This is a genomic window from Streptomyces sp. NPDC006385, from assembly GCF_040612485.1.
Lineage (GTDB): Bacteria > Actinomycetota > Actinomycetes > Streptomycetales > Streptomycetaceae > Streptomyces.
This window is the reverse complement of record NZ_JBEXQG010000011.1, coordinates 16,885-32,283: the sequence shown is the minus strand read 5'-3', so window position 1 is coordinate 32,283 and position 15,399 is coordinate 16,885. Positions and strand designations below refer to the sequence as shown.

13 protein-coding genes and 1 pseudogene are annotated in these 15,399 nt (G+C 72.2%); 7 read left to right on the top strand and 7 right to left on the bottom strand.

Features of this window, described 5'->3' with window-relative positions; all coding sequences use genetic code 11:
- Positions 1 to 44: 44 nt before the first annotated feature.
- Positions 45 to 2,222, bottom strand: a complete 2,178-nt coding sequence (locus ABZ078_RS11325) for a helix-hairpin-helix domain-containing protein (protein ID WP_356573982.1) — start codon at positions 2,220 to 2,222, stop codon at positions 45 to 47.
- A complete protein-coding gene (locus ABZ078_RS11320) occupies positions 2,219 to 3,202 on the bottom strand; it encodes an aldo/keto reductase (RefSeq protein WP_356573980.1) in 984 nt (327 codons plus the stop codon). Before ABZ078_RS11320 ends, ABZ078_RS11325 begins: the two co-directional genes overlap by 4 nt.
- A gap of 186 nt (positions 3,203 to 3,388) precedes the next feature.
- Between ABZ078_RS11320 and ABZ078_RS11315 the strand changes: the two genes are divergently transcribed.
- Both ABZ078_RS11315 and ABZ078_RS11310 read left to right on the top strand, forming a co-directional pair.
- Complete coding sequence (locus ABZ078_RS11315; RefSeq protein ID WP_356573979.1) at positions 3,389 to 4,453, top strand: LLM class F420-dependent oxidoreductase; 1,065 nt, start codon at positions 3,389 to 3,391, stop codon at positions 4,451 to 4,453.
- Between the two features lie 277 nt (positions 4,454 to 4,730).
- Positions 4,731 to 5,519 (top strand): ferritin-like domain-containing protein, encoded by a 789-nt coding sequence (locus tag ABZ078_RS11310; RefSeq protein ID WP_356573977.1) that lies wholly within the window; start codon positions 4,731 to 4,733, stop codon positions 5,517 to 5,519.
- Positions 5,520 to 5,529: 10 nt separating this feature from the next.
- Here the strand turns inward: ABZ078_RS11310 and corA are convergent, their stop codons facing one another.
- Complete coding sequence (gene corA / locus ABZ078_RS11305) at positions 5,530 to 6,528, bottom strand: magnesium/cobalt transporter CorA (RefSeq protein WP_356573975.1); 999 nt, start codon at positions 6,526 to 6,528, stop codon at positions 5,530 to 5,532.
- Between the two features lie 62 nt (positions 6,529 to 6,590).
- Between corA and ABZ078_RS11300 the strand changes: the two genes are divergently transcribed.
- From ABZ078_RS11300 to ABZ078_RS11280, 5 genes are all read left to right on the top strand, one after another.
- Positions 6,591 to 7,277, top strand: a complete 687-nt coding sequence (locus tag ABZ078_RS11300; protein ID WP_356573973.1) for a histidine phosphatase family protein — start codon at positions 6,591 to 6,593, stop codon at positions 7,275 to 7,277.
- Positions 7,278 to 7,383: 106 nt separating this feature from the next.
- The gene (locus ABZ078_RS11295; RefSeq protein WP_356573971.1) at positions 7,384 to 7,974 is read left to right on the top strand and encodes a DUF3090 domain-containing protein; all 591 of its coding nucleotides are present in this window, start codon (positions 7,384 to 7,386) and stop codon (positions 7,972 to 7,974) included.
- Positions 7,938 to 8,756 carry an SCO1664 family protein gene (locus tag ABZ078_RS11290; RefSeq protein ID WP_356573969.1) on the top strand — a complete coding sequence of 273 codons (819 nt, stop codon included), beginning with the start codon at positions 7,938 to 7,940 and terminating at the stop codon, positions 8,754 to 8,756. Before ABZ078_RS11295 ends, ABZ078_RS11290 begins: the two co-directional genes overlap by 37 nt.
- 93 nt (positions 8,757 to 8,849) lie before the next feature.
- Positions 8,850 to 10,079 (top strand): cysteine--1-D-myo-inosityl 2-amino-2-deoxy-alpha-D-glucopyranoside ligase, encoded by a 1,230-nt coding sequence (gene mshC / locus ABZ078_RS11285; protein ID WP_356573967.1) that lies wholly within the window; start codon positions 8,850 to 8,852, stop codon positions 10,077 to 10,079.
- 223 nt (positions 10,080 to 10,302) lie between these two features.
- Complete coding sequence (locus ABZ078_RS11280; RefSeq protein WP_356573965.1) at positions 10,303 to 11,277, top strand: superoxide dismutase; 975 nt, start codon at positions 10,303 to 10,305, stop codon at positions 11,275 to 11,277.
- A gap of 99 nt (positions 11,278 to 11,376) precedes the next feature.
- On the opposite strand, the gene ABZ078_RS11275 is transcribed toward ABZ078_RS11280, so the two are convergent.
- The 4 genes and pseudogenes from ABZ078_RS11275 to ABZ078_RS11260 form a co-directional block, all read right to left on the bottom strand.
- Positions 11,377 to 12,375, bottom strand: coding sequence for a PAC2 family protein (locus ABZ078_RS11275; protein WP_356573963.1), 999 nt, complete (start codon positions 12,373 to 12,375; stop codon positions 11,377 to 11,379).
- 184 nt (positions 12,376 to 12,559) lie between these two features.
- Positions 12,560 to 13,231, bottom strand: a complete 672-nt coding sequence (locus ABZ078_RS11270) for a FadR/GntR family transcriptional regulator (protein WP_356573961.1) — start codon at positions 13,229 to 13,231, stop codon at positions 12,560 to 12,562.
- Between the two features lie 111 nt (positions 13,232 to 13,342).
- Positions 13,343 to 13,480: pseudogene (locus ABZ078_RS11265) on the bottom strand (SMI1/KNR4 family protein); the annotation flags it as partial.
- A gap of 266 nt (positions 13,481 to 13,746) precedes the next feature.
- On the bottom strand, positions 13,747 to 15,363 hold the full coding sequence (locus tag ABZ078_RS11260; RefSeq protein WP_356573959.1) for a glycerol-3-phosphate dehydrogenase/oxidase: 1,617 nt from the start codon (positions 15,361 to 15,363) through the stop codon (positions 13,747 to 13,749).
- Positions 15,364 to 15,399 lie beyond the last annotated feature (36 nt).

The window sequence follows — 15,399 nt, the reverse complement described above, 5'->3', positions numbered from 1 at the left end:
GCGACGGCTGCGGTCACGGATGAGTCCCGTGACCGCAGCCCCGGTCAGTCCACCGACGGCACCTGCGGCCCGAGCAGGACGGGGAGGCGAGTCGTGCGCGGCTTGGCCTGGACCTCGGCGACCGCTCGGGGCAGCGCCTGCTCCACGCCGTGCACCACGGACAGGTGCCGCTCCGCCCGGCCGAACGCCGTGTAGACCCACGGCCGGTTCAGTGTCTGCGCCGCGTCGCCCGGCAGCACCACGACGACCGCCGGCCACCGGCCGCCCACCGCCTGGTGCGCGGTCAGGGCCCAGCCATGCCGTACGGACTGCTCGACCCGTTCCTTCGGTACGACGACGGCCTCGCCCGCGCAGGACAGGTGCAGTCCCTCGGCGTCGGCCTTCACCACCTGGCCCGGCACCGTACGGCCGGGTGCGGGGGAGTAGGCGACGCGGTCACCGGGGTCGAAGCCGCCGAAGCGGCCGGGGCCGGGGTTGAGGCGCTCCTTGAGCGCGGCGTTGAGGGCGCGCGTGCCGGCCGCGCCGCCGTGACCCGGCGTGATCACCTGCGTCTCCTCGGGCGGGACGCCGATCGCGCGCGGCACCGAGTCCGCGACGAGCTGCACGGTGCGGTGCACGGCCTCGCCCGCGTCCCGCACCGGCACGATCACCAGTTCCTTGCCGGGCGCCTCGACCTGGGTCAGTTCGCCGACGCCGATACCAGACACCAGCTCGCCCAGCGGGCCGGGATCCGGCCGCCGCGAGGCGATCAGTGGGCAGATCCGCGCCGCCAGCAGATCGGCGAACACCCGCCCGGGCCCGGCCGACCACAACACCGCTGGGTCCCCCGCCAGCACCAGCCGGGCCCCGTCCGGCAACGACTCCGCGAGCAGTGCCGCAGTCTCGACGTCCACCTGCGGGGCGTCCAGCACGACGAGCAGGTCGAGGTCCAGCGCACCGTCCGCGTCCCGCCCGGGCCCTTCGGCGCCGGAGAGCAGCCCGGCCACGGTGGCGACACCGGCCACGCCGGTCCGGGCGCCGGCGTCGGCCGCGGGACTGCCCGGTCGGCCGGATCCGCTCAGCAGTGCCGAGAAGCGGTCCCGCCCGAGCGGGCTGTGGGCGGCCGCCCAGGCCCGCAGTCCCAGCGCCTGCGCCGTGTGCAGTAGTGCCGCCGGTTCCGCCAGGGACGCCTCCCCGCCGGTGTGCAGGACCAGGCCGTGCGCCGAGACCGCGCGGATCAGGTCGGCGGCGGAGCCTGCGGCAGCAGCGGCCCGCTCCCACTCCTCGGCCGAACCGTCCTGCTTCGGCACCGAGTTGATCAGGCGGGCCAGTCCGTCGGCGAGGCTCTCCTCCGCGAGGGCGTACCGCTCCAGGCCGACGAGGACACGGACGGGCCGCTCCTCGTCCGCCGCCTCGTCGCCCTGCCGGGCCGGGGCGCCGGGCTCGTCCAAGGCGTCCTGGAAGGCCAGCGCCTCGCCCTCGGCGAGGGTGCTCTGCACGGCCGTATCGGCGTCCGGCACACCCCGCTGGGTCAGCGCCGCGGTGAGGGCCGGCAGCTCCAGGGCCGTGTGCCCGGCGAGAGCCGCCTGTTCCAGGAGCCAGACGGTGAGCGCCCGGCCGCGCCGCTCGTCGTCCGGTCCGCACTCCGCGCCGAGCAGCGCCCGCGCGAACCCGTCGGCCTGCTCCGGCCGTACGCCGACCACGCGCAGCAACTGCCAGGGGTCCGCCCGCAGCCGGTCGCCCGCGCCCTCGCCGAGGGCCGCGGCCACCTGCGGGGCGAGTGCCTCCGGGGCGCCGCCCTCGGCCAGCACGCGCCGTACGGACTCGACGGTCTCCGGCGCGGGACCCACGGGCGCCGCGGTCGGGACGGGCTGCGGACGGCGCACCGGCTCCGGGGCGGGGCGGCGCGGCGGCTCCGGTGCCTCGAAGACGGTGGCCGCCGGCTTCGCGCCGCTCTCCACGGCCCGTACGGCGGCGAGCAGTTCGGCGGCCTTCCCGCTGAGTTTGGTCCCGCTCTCGACGGGTGCCTGCTTCTCGGCCTTCCGCTGCTCGATCCGCTCCCGCTCGATCCGCTGAGCGGCAAGCTCGGCCTCGGCCTCCGACATCTTGGCCGCGGTGTCGTCGGCGCCGCCGTCGGCCGCGGCGGCCTGCGCCGTGGCGTCGCCGTCCCCGGCGCCCTCAGGCGCGGCGCCCGGCGTCCCCGGCTCGGTGTTCTCCGTGGTCTCGGGCGGCTCCGTGCTCACAGCGTGCTCCAGTCGTGATCGGGATAGCGGTGCACGGGCGCCGACACGTCGTCGAGCGCCCGGCAGATCTCGTCAGGAAGACTAAGGTCCTCCACTGACAACGCCGCCGTGAGCTGCTGTGCGTTGCGCGCGCCGATGACCGGCGCGCTCACGCCGGGCCGGTCGCGGACCCAGGCGAGGGCGACCTGGAGCGGGGTCACGGCCAGCCCGTCGGCCGCCGTCTGCACGGCGTCCACGATGCGGCTCGCCGTGTCGTCGAGGTACGGCGCGACGAAGGGCGCCAGATGCTCCGAGGCGCCGCGCGAGTCGGGCGGCGTCGCGTTGCGGTACTTGCCCGTCAGGACGCCCCGGCCGAGCGGGGACGAGGGCAGCAGACCGATGCCCAGGTCGAGCGCGGCCGGCAGCACCTCGCGCTCCACGCCCCGCTGGAGCAGCGAGTACTCCAGTTGTGTGCTCGCCAGCCGGGTCCGCGTCCCGGGCGCCGCGAGCTGCCAGGTCGCCGCCTTGGCGAGCTGCCAGCCGCAGAAGTTGGAGACGCCGGCATAGCGGGCGCGGCCGCTGCCGACCGCCAGGTCGAGGGCCTGGAGGGTCTCCTCCAGGGGTGTGTACGGGTCGTAGGCGTGGACGTGCCAGACGTCGACGTAGTCCGTGCCGAGCCGGGTCAGCGAGGCGTCCAGGGCGGAGAGCAGATGGCCGCGCGAGCCGTCGAAGCGGCGGTCCGGGTCGGGAACGCTGCCCGCCTTCGTCGAGATGACCAGGTCCCGGCGCGGAACCAGCCCTTCTATCAGCCGGCCGAGCAGATACTCGGCCTCTCCGTCGCCGTACACGTCGGCCGTGTCGACGAGCGTGCCGCCCGCCTCCCAGAACGTCTTCAAGAGGTCCGCGGCGTCGTGCTCGTCGGTGTCCCTGCCCCAGGTGAGGGTGCCCAGCCCGATACGGGACACGCGCAGGCCGGTGCGTCCGAGATGCCTCTGCTCCATGAACGCCGAGATTACTGGCCAGAACCTGGCGTGTGGGGGCCTGTGGATGACCAGTTTCCGGGACGGTCACCGAGGGTGCCGACGACCGGCCGAGCGACGCCCGCCACATCGGCCTCCCCGCGGGAGGCCCACCGCGCTAAGGTCGGGCCCACAAGGGACGTTACTGATCGGTAAGGGGAATCCGCCATGCAGCTCGGGATCAACCTCGGCTACTGGGGTGCCGGAATGGACGCGGACAATCTCGCCGTCGCCCAGGAGGCCGACCGGCTGGGGTACGCCGTGTGCTGGGCCGCCGAGGCGTACGGCTCGGACGCGGCCACCGTGCTCTCCTGGGTCGCCGCCCAGACCGAGCGCATCGACGTCGGCTCAGCCATCTTCCAGATCCCGGCCCGCCAGCCCGCGATGACCGCGATGACGGCCGCCACCCTGGACTCCCTGTCCGGCGGGCGCTTCCGGCTCGGCCTCGGCGTCTCCGGACCACAGGTCTCCGAGGGCTGGTACGGCGTCAAGTTCGACAAGCCGCTGGCACGCACGCGTGAGTACGTCGAGATCGTCCGCAGGGCCATGACACGCGAGCGGCTCACGTACGAGGGGCAGCACTGGACGCTGCCGCTGCCCGGCGGCCCCGGCAAGCCGATCAAGCTGACCGTGCACCCGCAGCGCGAGCACATCCCGCTGTACATCGCCGCCATCGGCCCGAAGAACCTGGAGCAGACCGGCGAGATCGCCGACGGCGCCCTTGTGATCTTCCCCTCCGCCGAGCACCTCGAGGAGACCACCATCCGCCACCTGCGCGCGGGGCGCGAGAAGGCCGGCAAAACCCTCGACGGGTTCGACGTCTGCCCGACGCTCCCGCTGGCCGTGGGCCCCAAGGAAGGGGACAAGGACGTGACCGCGCTTGCCGACACCTTCCGCCCCTACACCGCGCTGTACGTCGGCGGCATGGGCAGCGCCAAGCAGAACTTCTACAATCAGCTCGCGCAGCGCATGGGCTTCGAGGCCGAGGCCGCCGAAGTCCAGGAGAAGTACCTGTCCGGCGACAAGCAGGGGGCCGCGGCCGCCGTCCCGCACGAGCTGATCGACCAGACGACGCTGCTCGGCTCCGTGGACCGCATCGCGGACCGGATGAAGGAGTACGCGGCGGCCGGAGTCACCACCCTCAGCCTCGCGCCCGCCGGCTTCACCCTCGACGAGCGGCTCGCCTCGCTCCGCGCCGGAACCGAGGCCCTGGAGCGCGCCGGACTGGCGTGACGCAGGGGGCGTACGAGCGGGTCGCATCAGCGGGCACACGGGGGGAGATTTCCGCGGCCGTGGTGGGGGCTCGGGGGTCTTCCCCGCCACGGCCGTCACGCGGAACAACGCGCGCGTGCCCGTGCGGTTACGCCCTCGGCGTGACCCCCATGGTCATTCGTTCGGCGGAGTTGTCCGACACAAGTGTTGCCAGGCCTTTCTCACCGCATTTGACTCGTTCCTTGCGGATTCCTGCGGAGCCCGTGGCGTCCTGCGTCCGGCAGAGAGGTGCCCAACGATGCTTTCGGCCAAGAGCCTGTTCCAGGAGATCCTCGACAACGACGAGTCCTTCCGCCTGTTCTGCTCCATCGCGGCCAGCGGCGAGTCCCAGGGCGGCTGGGAGAACGCGCGCATCGCCGTGCTCGTCCCGGAGAGCGAACGCGCCCTCGCACCCAAGATCACCCGGCACGGGGCGGACGAGGACAAGCACGGGCGGATCTTCAACGCCCTGCTGAAGAAGCGCGGCCTCGAACCCGTCCCCGTCCCGCCCGAGACCGACTACACGATGCTCCTCGAAAAGCACGGCATCGGGCTCGCCCACGACAAGCTCAAGAGCGACGAACCGCTCACCGTCCAGGACATCGTCACCTACCTGTCGCACAGCCGGGTCACCGAACAGCGGGCCTCCGAGCAGATGGAACTGCTGCGCAGGCACTTCGCCGACCACCCCGACCTCGGGCGCGCGGTCAGGATGATCTCCAACGACGAGGACAACCACCTCGCCTACTGCCACGAGGAGCTTCTGCGCCTCGCGGCCCAGGGGCACGGCCGGGCCATCCAGCGGACGCTGCGCGAGTGCGCGCTCGCCGAGATCCGGATCTACCGGGACGTCAGCCTCGCGGTCATGGACCACATGGGCCGCGTCCTCGGCTGGTCCCGGGCGAAGGCCGCGGTGCTCGCCGCGGGCATCCACGCCGTGTACGCCTGGGAGCGGTTGGCGGGCTGGCGGCGGATGGTGAGCCTGAGGACGCCCGAGCGGCGGGACGCGCTGGGCGGACCCGCGGCCTCGGCGTCCGAGTTCGCCTGACGCACGGCTCCTACAACCAACCCCTCCTCTTGAACAGCCGGTACAGCAGCACCTCCAGGACGGCCATGACCGTGATCAGCACCGGATAGGACCACCGCCAGGTCAGCTCCGGCATGTGGTCGAAGTTCATGCCGTACACACCCGCGATCATCGTGGGGACCGCGGCCATGGCCGCCCACGCGGAGATCTTGCGCATGTCGTCGTTCTGCCGGACGCTCATCTGCGCCAGATGCGCCGCGAGGATGTCGGAGACCAGCCGGTCCAGGCCCTCGACCGACTCGTTCACGCGCGTGAGGTGGTCGCTCACGTCGCGGAAGAAGGGCTGCGCCTCGTCGTGCACGAAGGGCACGCGCGCGCCGAGCGTGCCCGTCCCGGCGAGCCGGGCCAGGGGCGGGGCCAGCGGGCCCGTGGCCCGGCGGAACTCCAGGACCTGCCGCTTGAAGTTGTAGATGCGGGACGCCGTGTGCCGCGAGCCCCCGACGGTCGGCGAGAACACCTCCGCCTCCAGCTCCTCCAGGTCGGTGCCCAACTCGCCCGCCACGTCGACGTAGTGGTCGACCACCGCGTCGGCGATCGTGTACAGCACCGCCGTAGGACCCTGCCGGAGCATCTCGGGGTCCTCCTCCAGCCGGTGCCGCACCGCCTGGAGAGGCGCCTCCTCGCCGTGCCGGACGGTCACCACGAACGAGTCGCCGACGAAGACCATGACCTCGCCGGACGAGACGACGTCGCTCTGCGGCTCGTACCCGACCGGCTTGAGGACCATGAACAGCGAGTCGTCGTACACCTCGAGCTTCGGTCGCTGATGCGCCTTCAGCGCGTCCTCGACGGCCAGCGGGTGCAGCGCGAACTCCTCCGTGACCTGGTCGAACTCCTTCTCCGTGGGCTCGTACAGCCCGATCCAGACGAACGCGTCGTCCCGGCGACGGCACAGGTCCAGGGCGTCGGAGAGGTCCTGCGGTCCCTCCGTCCGGCGCCCGTCCTGGTAGATGGCGCAGTCGACGATCACGGAGCGTGTTCTCCCGTCCTCCGGCCGTGGGCGCACCGCTCGGTGCGCCTACGCTGGGCGGCATGCCCACGCTGATCCTGGTCCGGCACGGACGTTCCACCGCCAACACCGAGGGATTGCTCGCCGGGTGGACGCCCGGTGTCGCCCTCGACGAGCGCGGGGCCGCGCAGGCCGCCGCACTGCCCGGGCGGCTCGCCGAGCTGCCGATCTCCGAGGTCGTCACCAGCCCGCTGGAGCGCTGCCGGCAGACGATCCGGCCGCTGCTCGACGCCCGCCCCGGGCTCACCGCCCACACCGACGAGCGCATCGGGGAGTGCCACTACGGCGACTGGTCCGGTCGCAAGCTCGCCGAGCTGGGGGACGAGCCGCTGATGGAGGTCGTCCAGGCGCACCCGTCGGCGGCCGCGTTCCCCGGCGGCGAGTCGATGCGGGCGATGCAGACCCGCGCCGCCGAGGCCGTACGCGAGTGGAACGCGCGCGTGGAGCGCGATCACGGTGCCGACGCCGTGTATCTGATGTGCTCGCACGGCGACATCATCAAGTCCCTCGTCGCGGACGCACTCGGTCTTCATCTCGACCTCTTCCAAAGGATTTCCGTAGAACCGTGTTCCATCACCGCGATCCGTTACACCCGTCTGAGGCCGTTCCTCGTACGCCTCGGGGACACCGGTGACTTCGCGTCCCTCGCCCCGCGCGAGGAACCACCGGCCGGCGATGCGACGGTCGGAGGCGGCGCGGGCGCACCGTGATCGTCCGGCGCAGTAGGGTGAAGCGGTCGAAGCAGCGCCGCACGCACGAATTCGCCGTCGCCGTACCCAGATTTCGCCGTACTCACGATTCCAATGGAGACAGGACGTGTCCCGTCAGGTGTTCCTCTACGACCCCCCGGACCGCTTCGTGGCCGGTACGGTCGGACTGCCCGGACGCCGTACGTTCTTCCTCCAGGCCACCGCAGGCTCCCGGGTGACCAGCGTGGCCCTGGAGAAGACCCAGGTCGCCGCTCTCGCCGAGCGCATGGACGAACTGCTCGACGAGGTCGTACGGCGTAGTGGCGGCAGCGCCGCCGTGCCCGCCGTGGCGCCCACCGAGATCGCCGACACCGCCCCGCTGGAAACCCCCGTCGAGGAGGAGTTCCGCGTCGGCACCATGGCCCTCGCCTGGGACGGCGAGGAGCAGCGCATGATCGTCGAGGCGCAGGCCCTCGTGGAGCTCGACGCCGACACCGAGGAGGACCTCGCCGAGGCCGAGGAGCGGCTGCTCCAGGACGAGGAGAACGGCCCCCCGATGCTGCGGGTGCGGCTCACCGGCGCGCAGGCGAGGGCCTTCGCCAAGCGCGCCCTGGACGTCGTCAACGCCGGGCGGCCGCCGTGCCCGCTGTGCAGCCTCCCGCTCGACCCGGAAGGACACGTATGTCCGCGCCAGAACGGATACCGCCGCGGAGCGTGACCTCGGTGGACCTGCTCACCGAGGGTGAGCTGACGGTGCGCGGCCGCATCCGTGAGGCGTCCAACGCGGCGCTGTTCTGCACGGTCGCGTACGAGGGGCGGGAGGCGTCCTGCGTGTACAAGCCGGTCGCCGGTGAGCGGCCGCTGTGGGACTTTCCCGACGGCACGCTCGCGCAGCGCGAGGTCGCCGCGTTCGAGGTCTCCGAGGCGAGCGGCTGGGGACTCGTGCCGCCGACCGTGCTGCGGGACGGGCCGTACGGCGAGGGCATGGTCCAGTTGTGGATCGACGTGACGGCCGAGGCCGAGCTGCTCGCCCTGGTGGACGGCGAGGAGCCCGAGCCCGGCTGGAAGGCGATCGGCTTCGCCGAGGTCGGCGAGGGACAGACCGCTCTGCTGGTGCACGCCGACGACGAGCGGCTGCGGCGGCTCGCGGTCCTGGACGCCGTGATCAACAACGCCGACCGCAAGGGCGGGCACCTGCTGCCCACCGAGGGCGGCCGGCTCTACGGCATCGACCACGGCGTGACCTTCAACGTCGAGAACAAGCTCCGCACGCTGCTGTGGGGCTGGGCGGGGGAGCCGCTGACGGCGGAGGCGGTCGAGGTGCTCGGTTCCCTGCGGGAGGCGCTGAAGGAGGGCGGCGCGCTGGCCGTGCGGCTGGCCGCGCTGATCACCGCCGCGGAAGTGGCGGCCACGCGCGCGCGTGTCGACGCGCTGCTCGCCTCGGGCCGGCATCCGGAGCCGAGCGGAGAGTGGCCGGCCATTCCCTGGCCCCCCGTCTAGAGCACAACGGCCGGTATCACGCAAGCCCGCCTTACCGGCCATCCGGCCTGGTCCGGTTCGTATCCGGAACATCCGTCCGGTTAGGCTCATGACATGTATGCCTGGCCCGCTTCTGAGGTCCCCGCCCTGCCCGGTCAGGGCCGCGACCTGAGGATCCACGACACCGCGACCGGCGGTCCGGTCACCCTCGACCCCGGTCCCGTCGCCCGTATCTACGTCTGCGGCATCACCCCGTACGACGCGACCCACCTGGGTCACGCGGCGACCTACAACGCGTTCGACCTCGTGCAGCGCGTGTGGCTCGACACCAAGCGCCAGGTTCACTACGTCCAGAACGTCACCGACGTCGACGATCCGCTCCTGGAGCGGGCCGAGCGCGACAACATCGACTGGGCCGCCCTCGCCGAGAAGGAGACCGCCCTCTTCCGCGAGGACATGACCGCCCTGCGCATGCTGCCCCCGCGGCACTACGTCGGCGCCGTCGAGGCGATACCCGGGATCGTCCCGCTCGTCGAGCGCCTGCGGGACGCCGGCGCCGCCTACGAACTCGAAGGCGACGTCTACTTCTCCGTCGAGTCCGACCCGAACTTCGGCAAGGTGTCCCACCTGGACGCCGCCGCGATGCGCCTGCTGTCCGCCGAGCGCGGCGGCGACCCGGACCGTCCCGGCAAGAAGAACCCCCTCGACCCGATGCTGTGGATGGCCGCCCGCGAGGGTGAGCCCAGCTGGGACGGCGGTTCGCTCGGGCGCGGCCGGCCCGGCTGGCACATCGAGTGCGTCGCCATCGCCCTCGACCACCTCGGCATGGGCTTCGACGTCCAGGGCGGCGGCTCCGACCTCGCCTTCCCGCACCACGAGATGGGCGCCTCGCACGCCCAGGTGCTGACCGGCGAGTTCCCCATGGCCAAGGCGTACGTGCACGCCGGCATGGTCGCCCTGCACGGCGAGAAGATGTCCAAGTCCAAGGGCAACCTCGTCTTCGTGTCCCAGCTGCGCCGCGACGGCGTCGACCCCGCGGCCATCCGGCTCGCCCTCCTCGCCCACCACTACCGGGCCGACTGGGAGTGGACCGACCAGGTGCTGCAGGACGCCGTCGACCGCCTCGGCCGCTGGCGTGCCGCGGTGTCCCGGCCCGACGGGCCGGGAGCCGAGGCGCTCGTCGAGGAGATCCGCGACGCCCTCGCGAACGACCTGGACGCCCCGGCCGCGCTCGCCGCGGTCGACCGATGGGTCGCGGCGCAGGACGAGCGGGGCGGCACGGACACGGGCGCCCCCGGTGTCGTGTCGCGAGCCGTGGACGCGCTGTTGGGCGTGGCCCTGTAACCCGAACAGGACACGAGAGGGGCGCTTCCTCCGCGCGGAAGGAAGCGCCCCTCTCATGCGTCGCGGTGGGCGCCGGAATCGGGCCGCATGCTGTCCACATGCTGTCCAGGTGCTGTCGAAGGGCCGTCTTCCGCTGCGGGGGCGGTCTGCCTGTGGTGGGGTGGAGGAGTCAGTTGACCGTTGGACCAGCCGTCGGCCGGTCCCGTCCGCGGAAGGACGCACCGTGGCCCCCGAACGCCGCTCCTTCGCACCTCACCTCACCCGTCGCAGACTCCTCACGGCCGGCGCCGCCACCGCCGGTGCCGTACTGGTCGGGTCTGCCGGCACCTCCGCCACCGCGGCCGGAAAGACCCGGCCCGCGGTGATCCACCTCCCGAACGGCTTCCGCCCGGAGGGCATCGCCATCAGCGGCGGACCGTACGCCTACCTGGGCTCGCTCGGCGACGGCTCGATCTACCGCGCAGACCTGCGCACCGGCCGGGGCGAGATCATCTCCGCCGGACCCGGCACACCCTCGGTCGGCCTCAAACTCGACCACCGGGGACGCCTGTTCGTCGCCGGACGCGGCCAGGGTGCCCGCGTCGTGGACGCCCGCACCGGCGAGCTCCTCGCCTCGTACGTCCTCACCACGGCGACCCCGACCTTCGCCAACGACGTGTACCTGACCCCGCGCACGGCCTGGTTCACCGACTCCTTCCAGCCCGCGCTGTACGCCCTGCCGCTCGGCCGGCACGGCCGACTGCCGGACGCGGACGAGGTCGTGAAGATCACGCTGAGCGGCGACTGGAGCCAGGTCCCCGGCGAAGTCGTGAACGCCAACGGCATCACCCGCACCCCCGACGGCTCGGCCCTGCTCGTCGTGCAGTCCGGGGTCGGCGGCCTGCACCGCGTCGACCCGCGCACCGGCGTCACCAAGCGCGTCGACCTGGGCGACGCCGCCCCGCTGACCAACGGCGACGGCCTGCTGCTGATCGGGCGGACGCTGTACGTCGTGCAGAACCGGCAGAACGCGATCGACGTGTTCGGGCTCGCCGCCGACGGCCGCAGCGGCGTCTTCCAGCGCCGGATCACCGACCCGCTGTTCGACGTGCCGACCACGGTGGCCGCGTACCAGGGCCGGCTCTACCTGCCCAACGCGCGCTTCACGACCACGCCGACGCCGGAGACGACGTACGACGTGATATCCGTGCGTGCCTGACGATTCCCCGCCCCGGTGACGACGGAGGGCGGTGCGCGGATCGCGCACCGCCCTTTCTCGGCCCTTTTCTCGGCTCTCTTCTCGGCCCTCCAGGACTCCTCAGTCCTCCGACGACTCGTCGTCGTCCGTGCCGCCCGCCTTCGGTGGCTTGGGCGGCTTCGTACGGCCGCCCGGGTTGTCCCTCAGGCCCGGGTTGTCCCTCAGAAAGGGCCCGGCCTCCCCGCCGTCCGCGGTGGCATGCCCGCCGGCGGGGCCGCCGCCGTCCCGGCGCCGCAGATACCGCTCGAACTCGCGGGCGATCGCCTCGCCCGACGCCTCCGGCAGCTCCGCGGTGTCCCGGGCCTCCTCCAGCGACTGCACGTACTCGGCGACCTCGCTGTCCTCGGCGGCCAGCTGGTCCACACCGACCTGCCAGGCGCGCGCGTCCTCGGGCAGCTCGCCCAGCGGGATGCGCACGTCGATCAGGTCCTCCAGGCGGTTGAGCAGGGCCAGCGTCGCCTTCGGGTTGGGTGGCTGCGAGACGTAGTGCGGTACGGCCGCCCACAGCGACACCGCGGGCACGCCCGCGTGCGTGCACGCCTCCTGGAGGACGCCGACGATGCCCGTCGGGCCCTCGTACTTGGTCTCCTCCAGATCCATCCGGCGGGCCAGGTCCGCATCGGACGTGGTGCCGCTGATCGGGACCGGACGCGTGTGCGGGGTGTCGCCGAGCAGGGCGCCCAGGATGACCACCAGCTCCACGCCCAGTTCGTGCGCGAAGCCGAGCAGTTCGTTGCAGAACGAGCGCCACCGCATGGACGGTTCGATACCTCGGACCAGGACGAGATCACGCGGCTTCTCACCGCCGACGCGGACGACGGACAACCTTGTCGTCGGCCAAGTGATCTTCCTGACGCCGGCGTCCATCCACACCGTGGGGCGGTTCACCTGGAAGTCGTAGTAGTCCTCGGCGTCCAGCGCCGCGAACACCTCGCCCTTCCACTCCCTGTCCAGATGCGCGACCGCGGTGGAGGCGGCGTCGCCGGCATCGTTCCAGCCCTCGAACGCGGCCACCATGACCGGGTCGATCAGCTCGGGAACCCCCTCGAGCTCGATCACCCAGCGCCTCCTTCCGACGTGCCCTCGCTTGACGTCCCAACCTTACGGCGTGCGGCCGGGGCGCCCGCAGCCCCCTTGCAAGGGGTGGTGAACGGATCATTGCCCCGTTCAACGGCCGGGAACACCCGGCAGTCATCCGAGCTGTGTCCTGGGCCCATCGACACGGTGATCAGGGGCGGGCCGGTCACAGCGTCGACCGCAGCCACTGCTCCACGCTCGCGATGTGCACCGTCGCCCACGACCGAGCCGCCTCCGCGTCCCGGTCCCGCAGCGCCGCCAGGATCGCCCGGTGCTCGTGCAGGGTCCGGCTGACGGCGTCCTCCTGGGTCAGCCCCCGCCAGATCCGCGCCCGCGTGGTCGGCCCCGACAGCCCGTCGAGGAGCGAGCACAGCACCGAGTTCCCCGAGCTGCGCACGATGCCCCGATGGAACTCCAGGTCGCAGGCGACGAGCTCCTCCACCGACGGGGCGTCGCCGAGCTTGTCCAACTGGTTCGCCAGGGCGTCCAGTTGCTGCTCGCTGATCCGGGACGCGGCCATCGCCGTGGCGGCCGGCTCCAGGATGCGGCGTACGGCGAGGAACTCCAGCACCGTGTCGTCGCGGTGGAAGTCGACGACGAAGCTCAGCGCCTCCAGCAACAGCTGCGGATCCAGGCTGGTCACATACGTCCCGTCGCCCTGACGCACGTCCAGGATCCGGATCAGCGACAGGGCCCGCACGGCCTCCCGAAGGGAGTTGCGGGACAGTCCGAGCTCGGCGGCGAGCTCGCTCTCCTTGGGGAGCCGGTCGCCGGGGCGCAGCGCGCCGGAGACGATCATCCCTTTGATCTTTTCGATCGCCTCGTCGGTGACTGCCATGGCCGCCCTCCCTGTCGTTCAGGATGCCGTACAAGACATCCGATGTCTCTGCCGCATTATGGAGCCTGTTCGGGCGAGCGCCTCCAAGTCGACGATCACCACGGGCACCGCTCACACCGCGTCGAACCATTCCCTGCCCGCCGCCCAGTGCTGCACCCAGCCGGCGAAGCCGGGCTCGGCGGTCGTGTGTCCGAACCGCGCTCCGAACGGCATGGCCCCGACGTCGGTGACGTGCCATATGTGCCCCCGATCGAAGCCGAAGGCCGCGCGCAGCACGTCGAGTGCACCCGGGTCCGCGTGATCGTTGTTCATGCGGTCATGGATATCAGCCGGCACTGACAGCGGGCAGGCGAAAGGGGCGGCTCCCATCGGCGTGGAGCCGCCCCTTCCGGTGATGGCCGGCCCCAGTGCGGAAGGGGCCGCCCTCGTGCGGCCCGGTCGGTCAGGGGAGTGACCGGACCCGGCGCTGGGGGAGGCTCATCCGGCGAAAACCGTCCCTCGGCGCCATGCGAGGCTCACTTCTTGTCGAGCAGGTCCTGGACCTTCGCCCGGACGTCGTCCGTCGCCAGGCCCCGGATCGTCAGCGTCGTACGACGGCGCAGCACGTCGTCCGGCGTCTCGGCCCACTCGTTGTCGCGGGCGTAGACGACCTGGGCCCAGATCTCCGGGGCGTCCGGGTGGACGCGCTCGCCCAGCTCCGGGTTCTCGTTGGCGATGCGGGCGATGTCGAAGGCCAGGGAGCCGTAGTGGGTCGCCAGGTGCTTCGCCGTGTCGGCCGCCATGCGCGGGCCCGGCGCCGGGTGGTCGGTCAGCAGACGGTGGGCGACCGCGCGCGGGTTGGCGATGCCCGGCAGCGGCAGCTTCTTCGGCAGCGAGGCGATCGGCTCGAAGTCGTCGCCCAGCGGGTGGCCCGGCAGCGCCTCCAGCTTCTTCATGATCGTCCGGCCGATGTGCCGGAAGGTGGTCCACTTGCCGCCCGCGATGGACAGCATGCCGCCCCTGCCCTCGGTCACGACGGTCTCGCGCTTGGCCTTCGCCGTGTCACCGGGGCCGCCCGGCAGCACACGCAGACCCGCGAAGGCGTACGTGATGAGGTCACGGTCCAGCTGCTGGTCCCGGATAGAGAACGCCGCCTCGTCCAGGATCTGGGCTATGTCCTTGTCGTTGACCGCGACGTCCGCCGGGTCGCCCTCGAACTCCTCGTCCGTGGTGCCCAGCAGGAGCATGTCCTCCCAGGGCAGGGCGAAGGTGATGCGGTACTTGTCGATCGGGGTCGCGAGCGCCGCCTTCCACGGGGACGTCCGCTTCAGGACCAGATGCGCGCCCTTCGAGAGGCGGATCGACGGGGCGGCATCGGGGTCCTCCATCTTGCGCAGGTGGTCGACCCACGGGCCGGTCGCGTTCAGGACGAGACGGGCGTTCACCCCGAACTCGTCGCCGGACAGGCGGTCCTTCAGGTCCGCGCCGGTCACCCGGCCCTTGGTGAAGCGCAGGCCGGTGACCTCGGCGTGGTTGAGCACGACCGCGCCCGCTTCGACGGCCGCGCGGACCGTCATCAGCGCCATGCGCGCGTCGTTCATCTGGTCGTCGCCGTAGACGGCCACGGCCTTGAGGTTCTCGGTGCGCAGCTCGGGGACGTCCTGCGCGGCCTTGGCCGGCGAGAGCAGGTGGCCCACTCCGTCACCGAACGCGGACAGCGCGGAGTAGGCGAAGACGCCCGCACCGAGCTTCGCGGCGCCGTGCGGCCCGCCCTTGTACACGGGGAGGTAGAACGTGAGCGGGTTCGCCAGGTGCGGGGCCACCTGGCGGGAGACCGCACGGCGCTCGAAGTGGTTCTCCGCCACCAGCTTCACCGCGCCCGTCTGCAGATAGCGCAGACCGCCGTGGAGCAGCTTGGAGGAGGCGGAGGAGGTGGCGCCGGCGAAGTCGCCGGCGTCGACCAGAGCCACCCTGAGGCCGGACTGCGCGGCGTGCCAGGCGGTGGAGATGCCCAGGATGCCGCCGCCGATCACGAGAAGGTCGTACGACGCCTTGGCGAGCTGCTCCCGGGTCTCGGCGCGGCTCGGGTTCGAGCCGGAGGCCGGGTGCGTCCCGAGGGCAGGCACGGACTGCAGGGTGGACTGACTGGTCATTTCGGGTTCTTACTCCTCATCAGAGTTCGAGAGCTG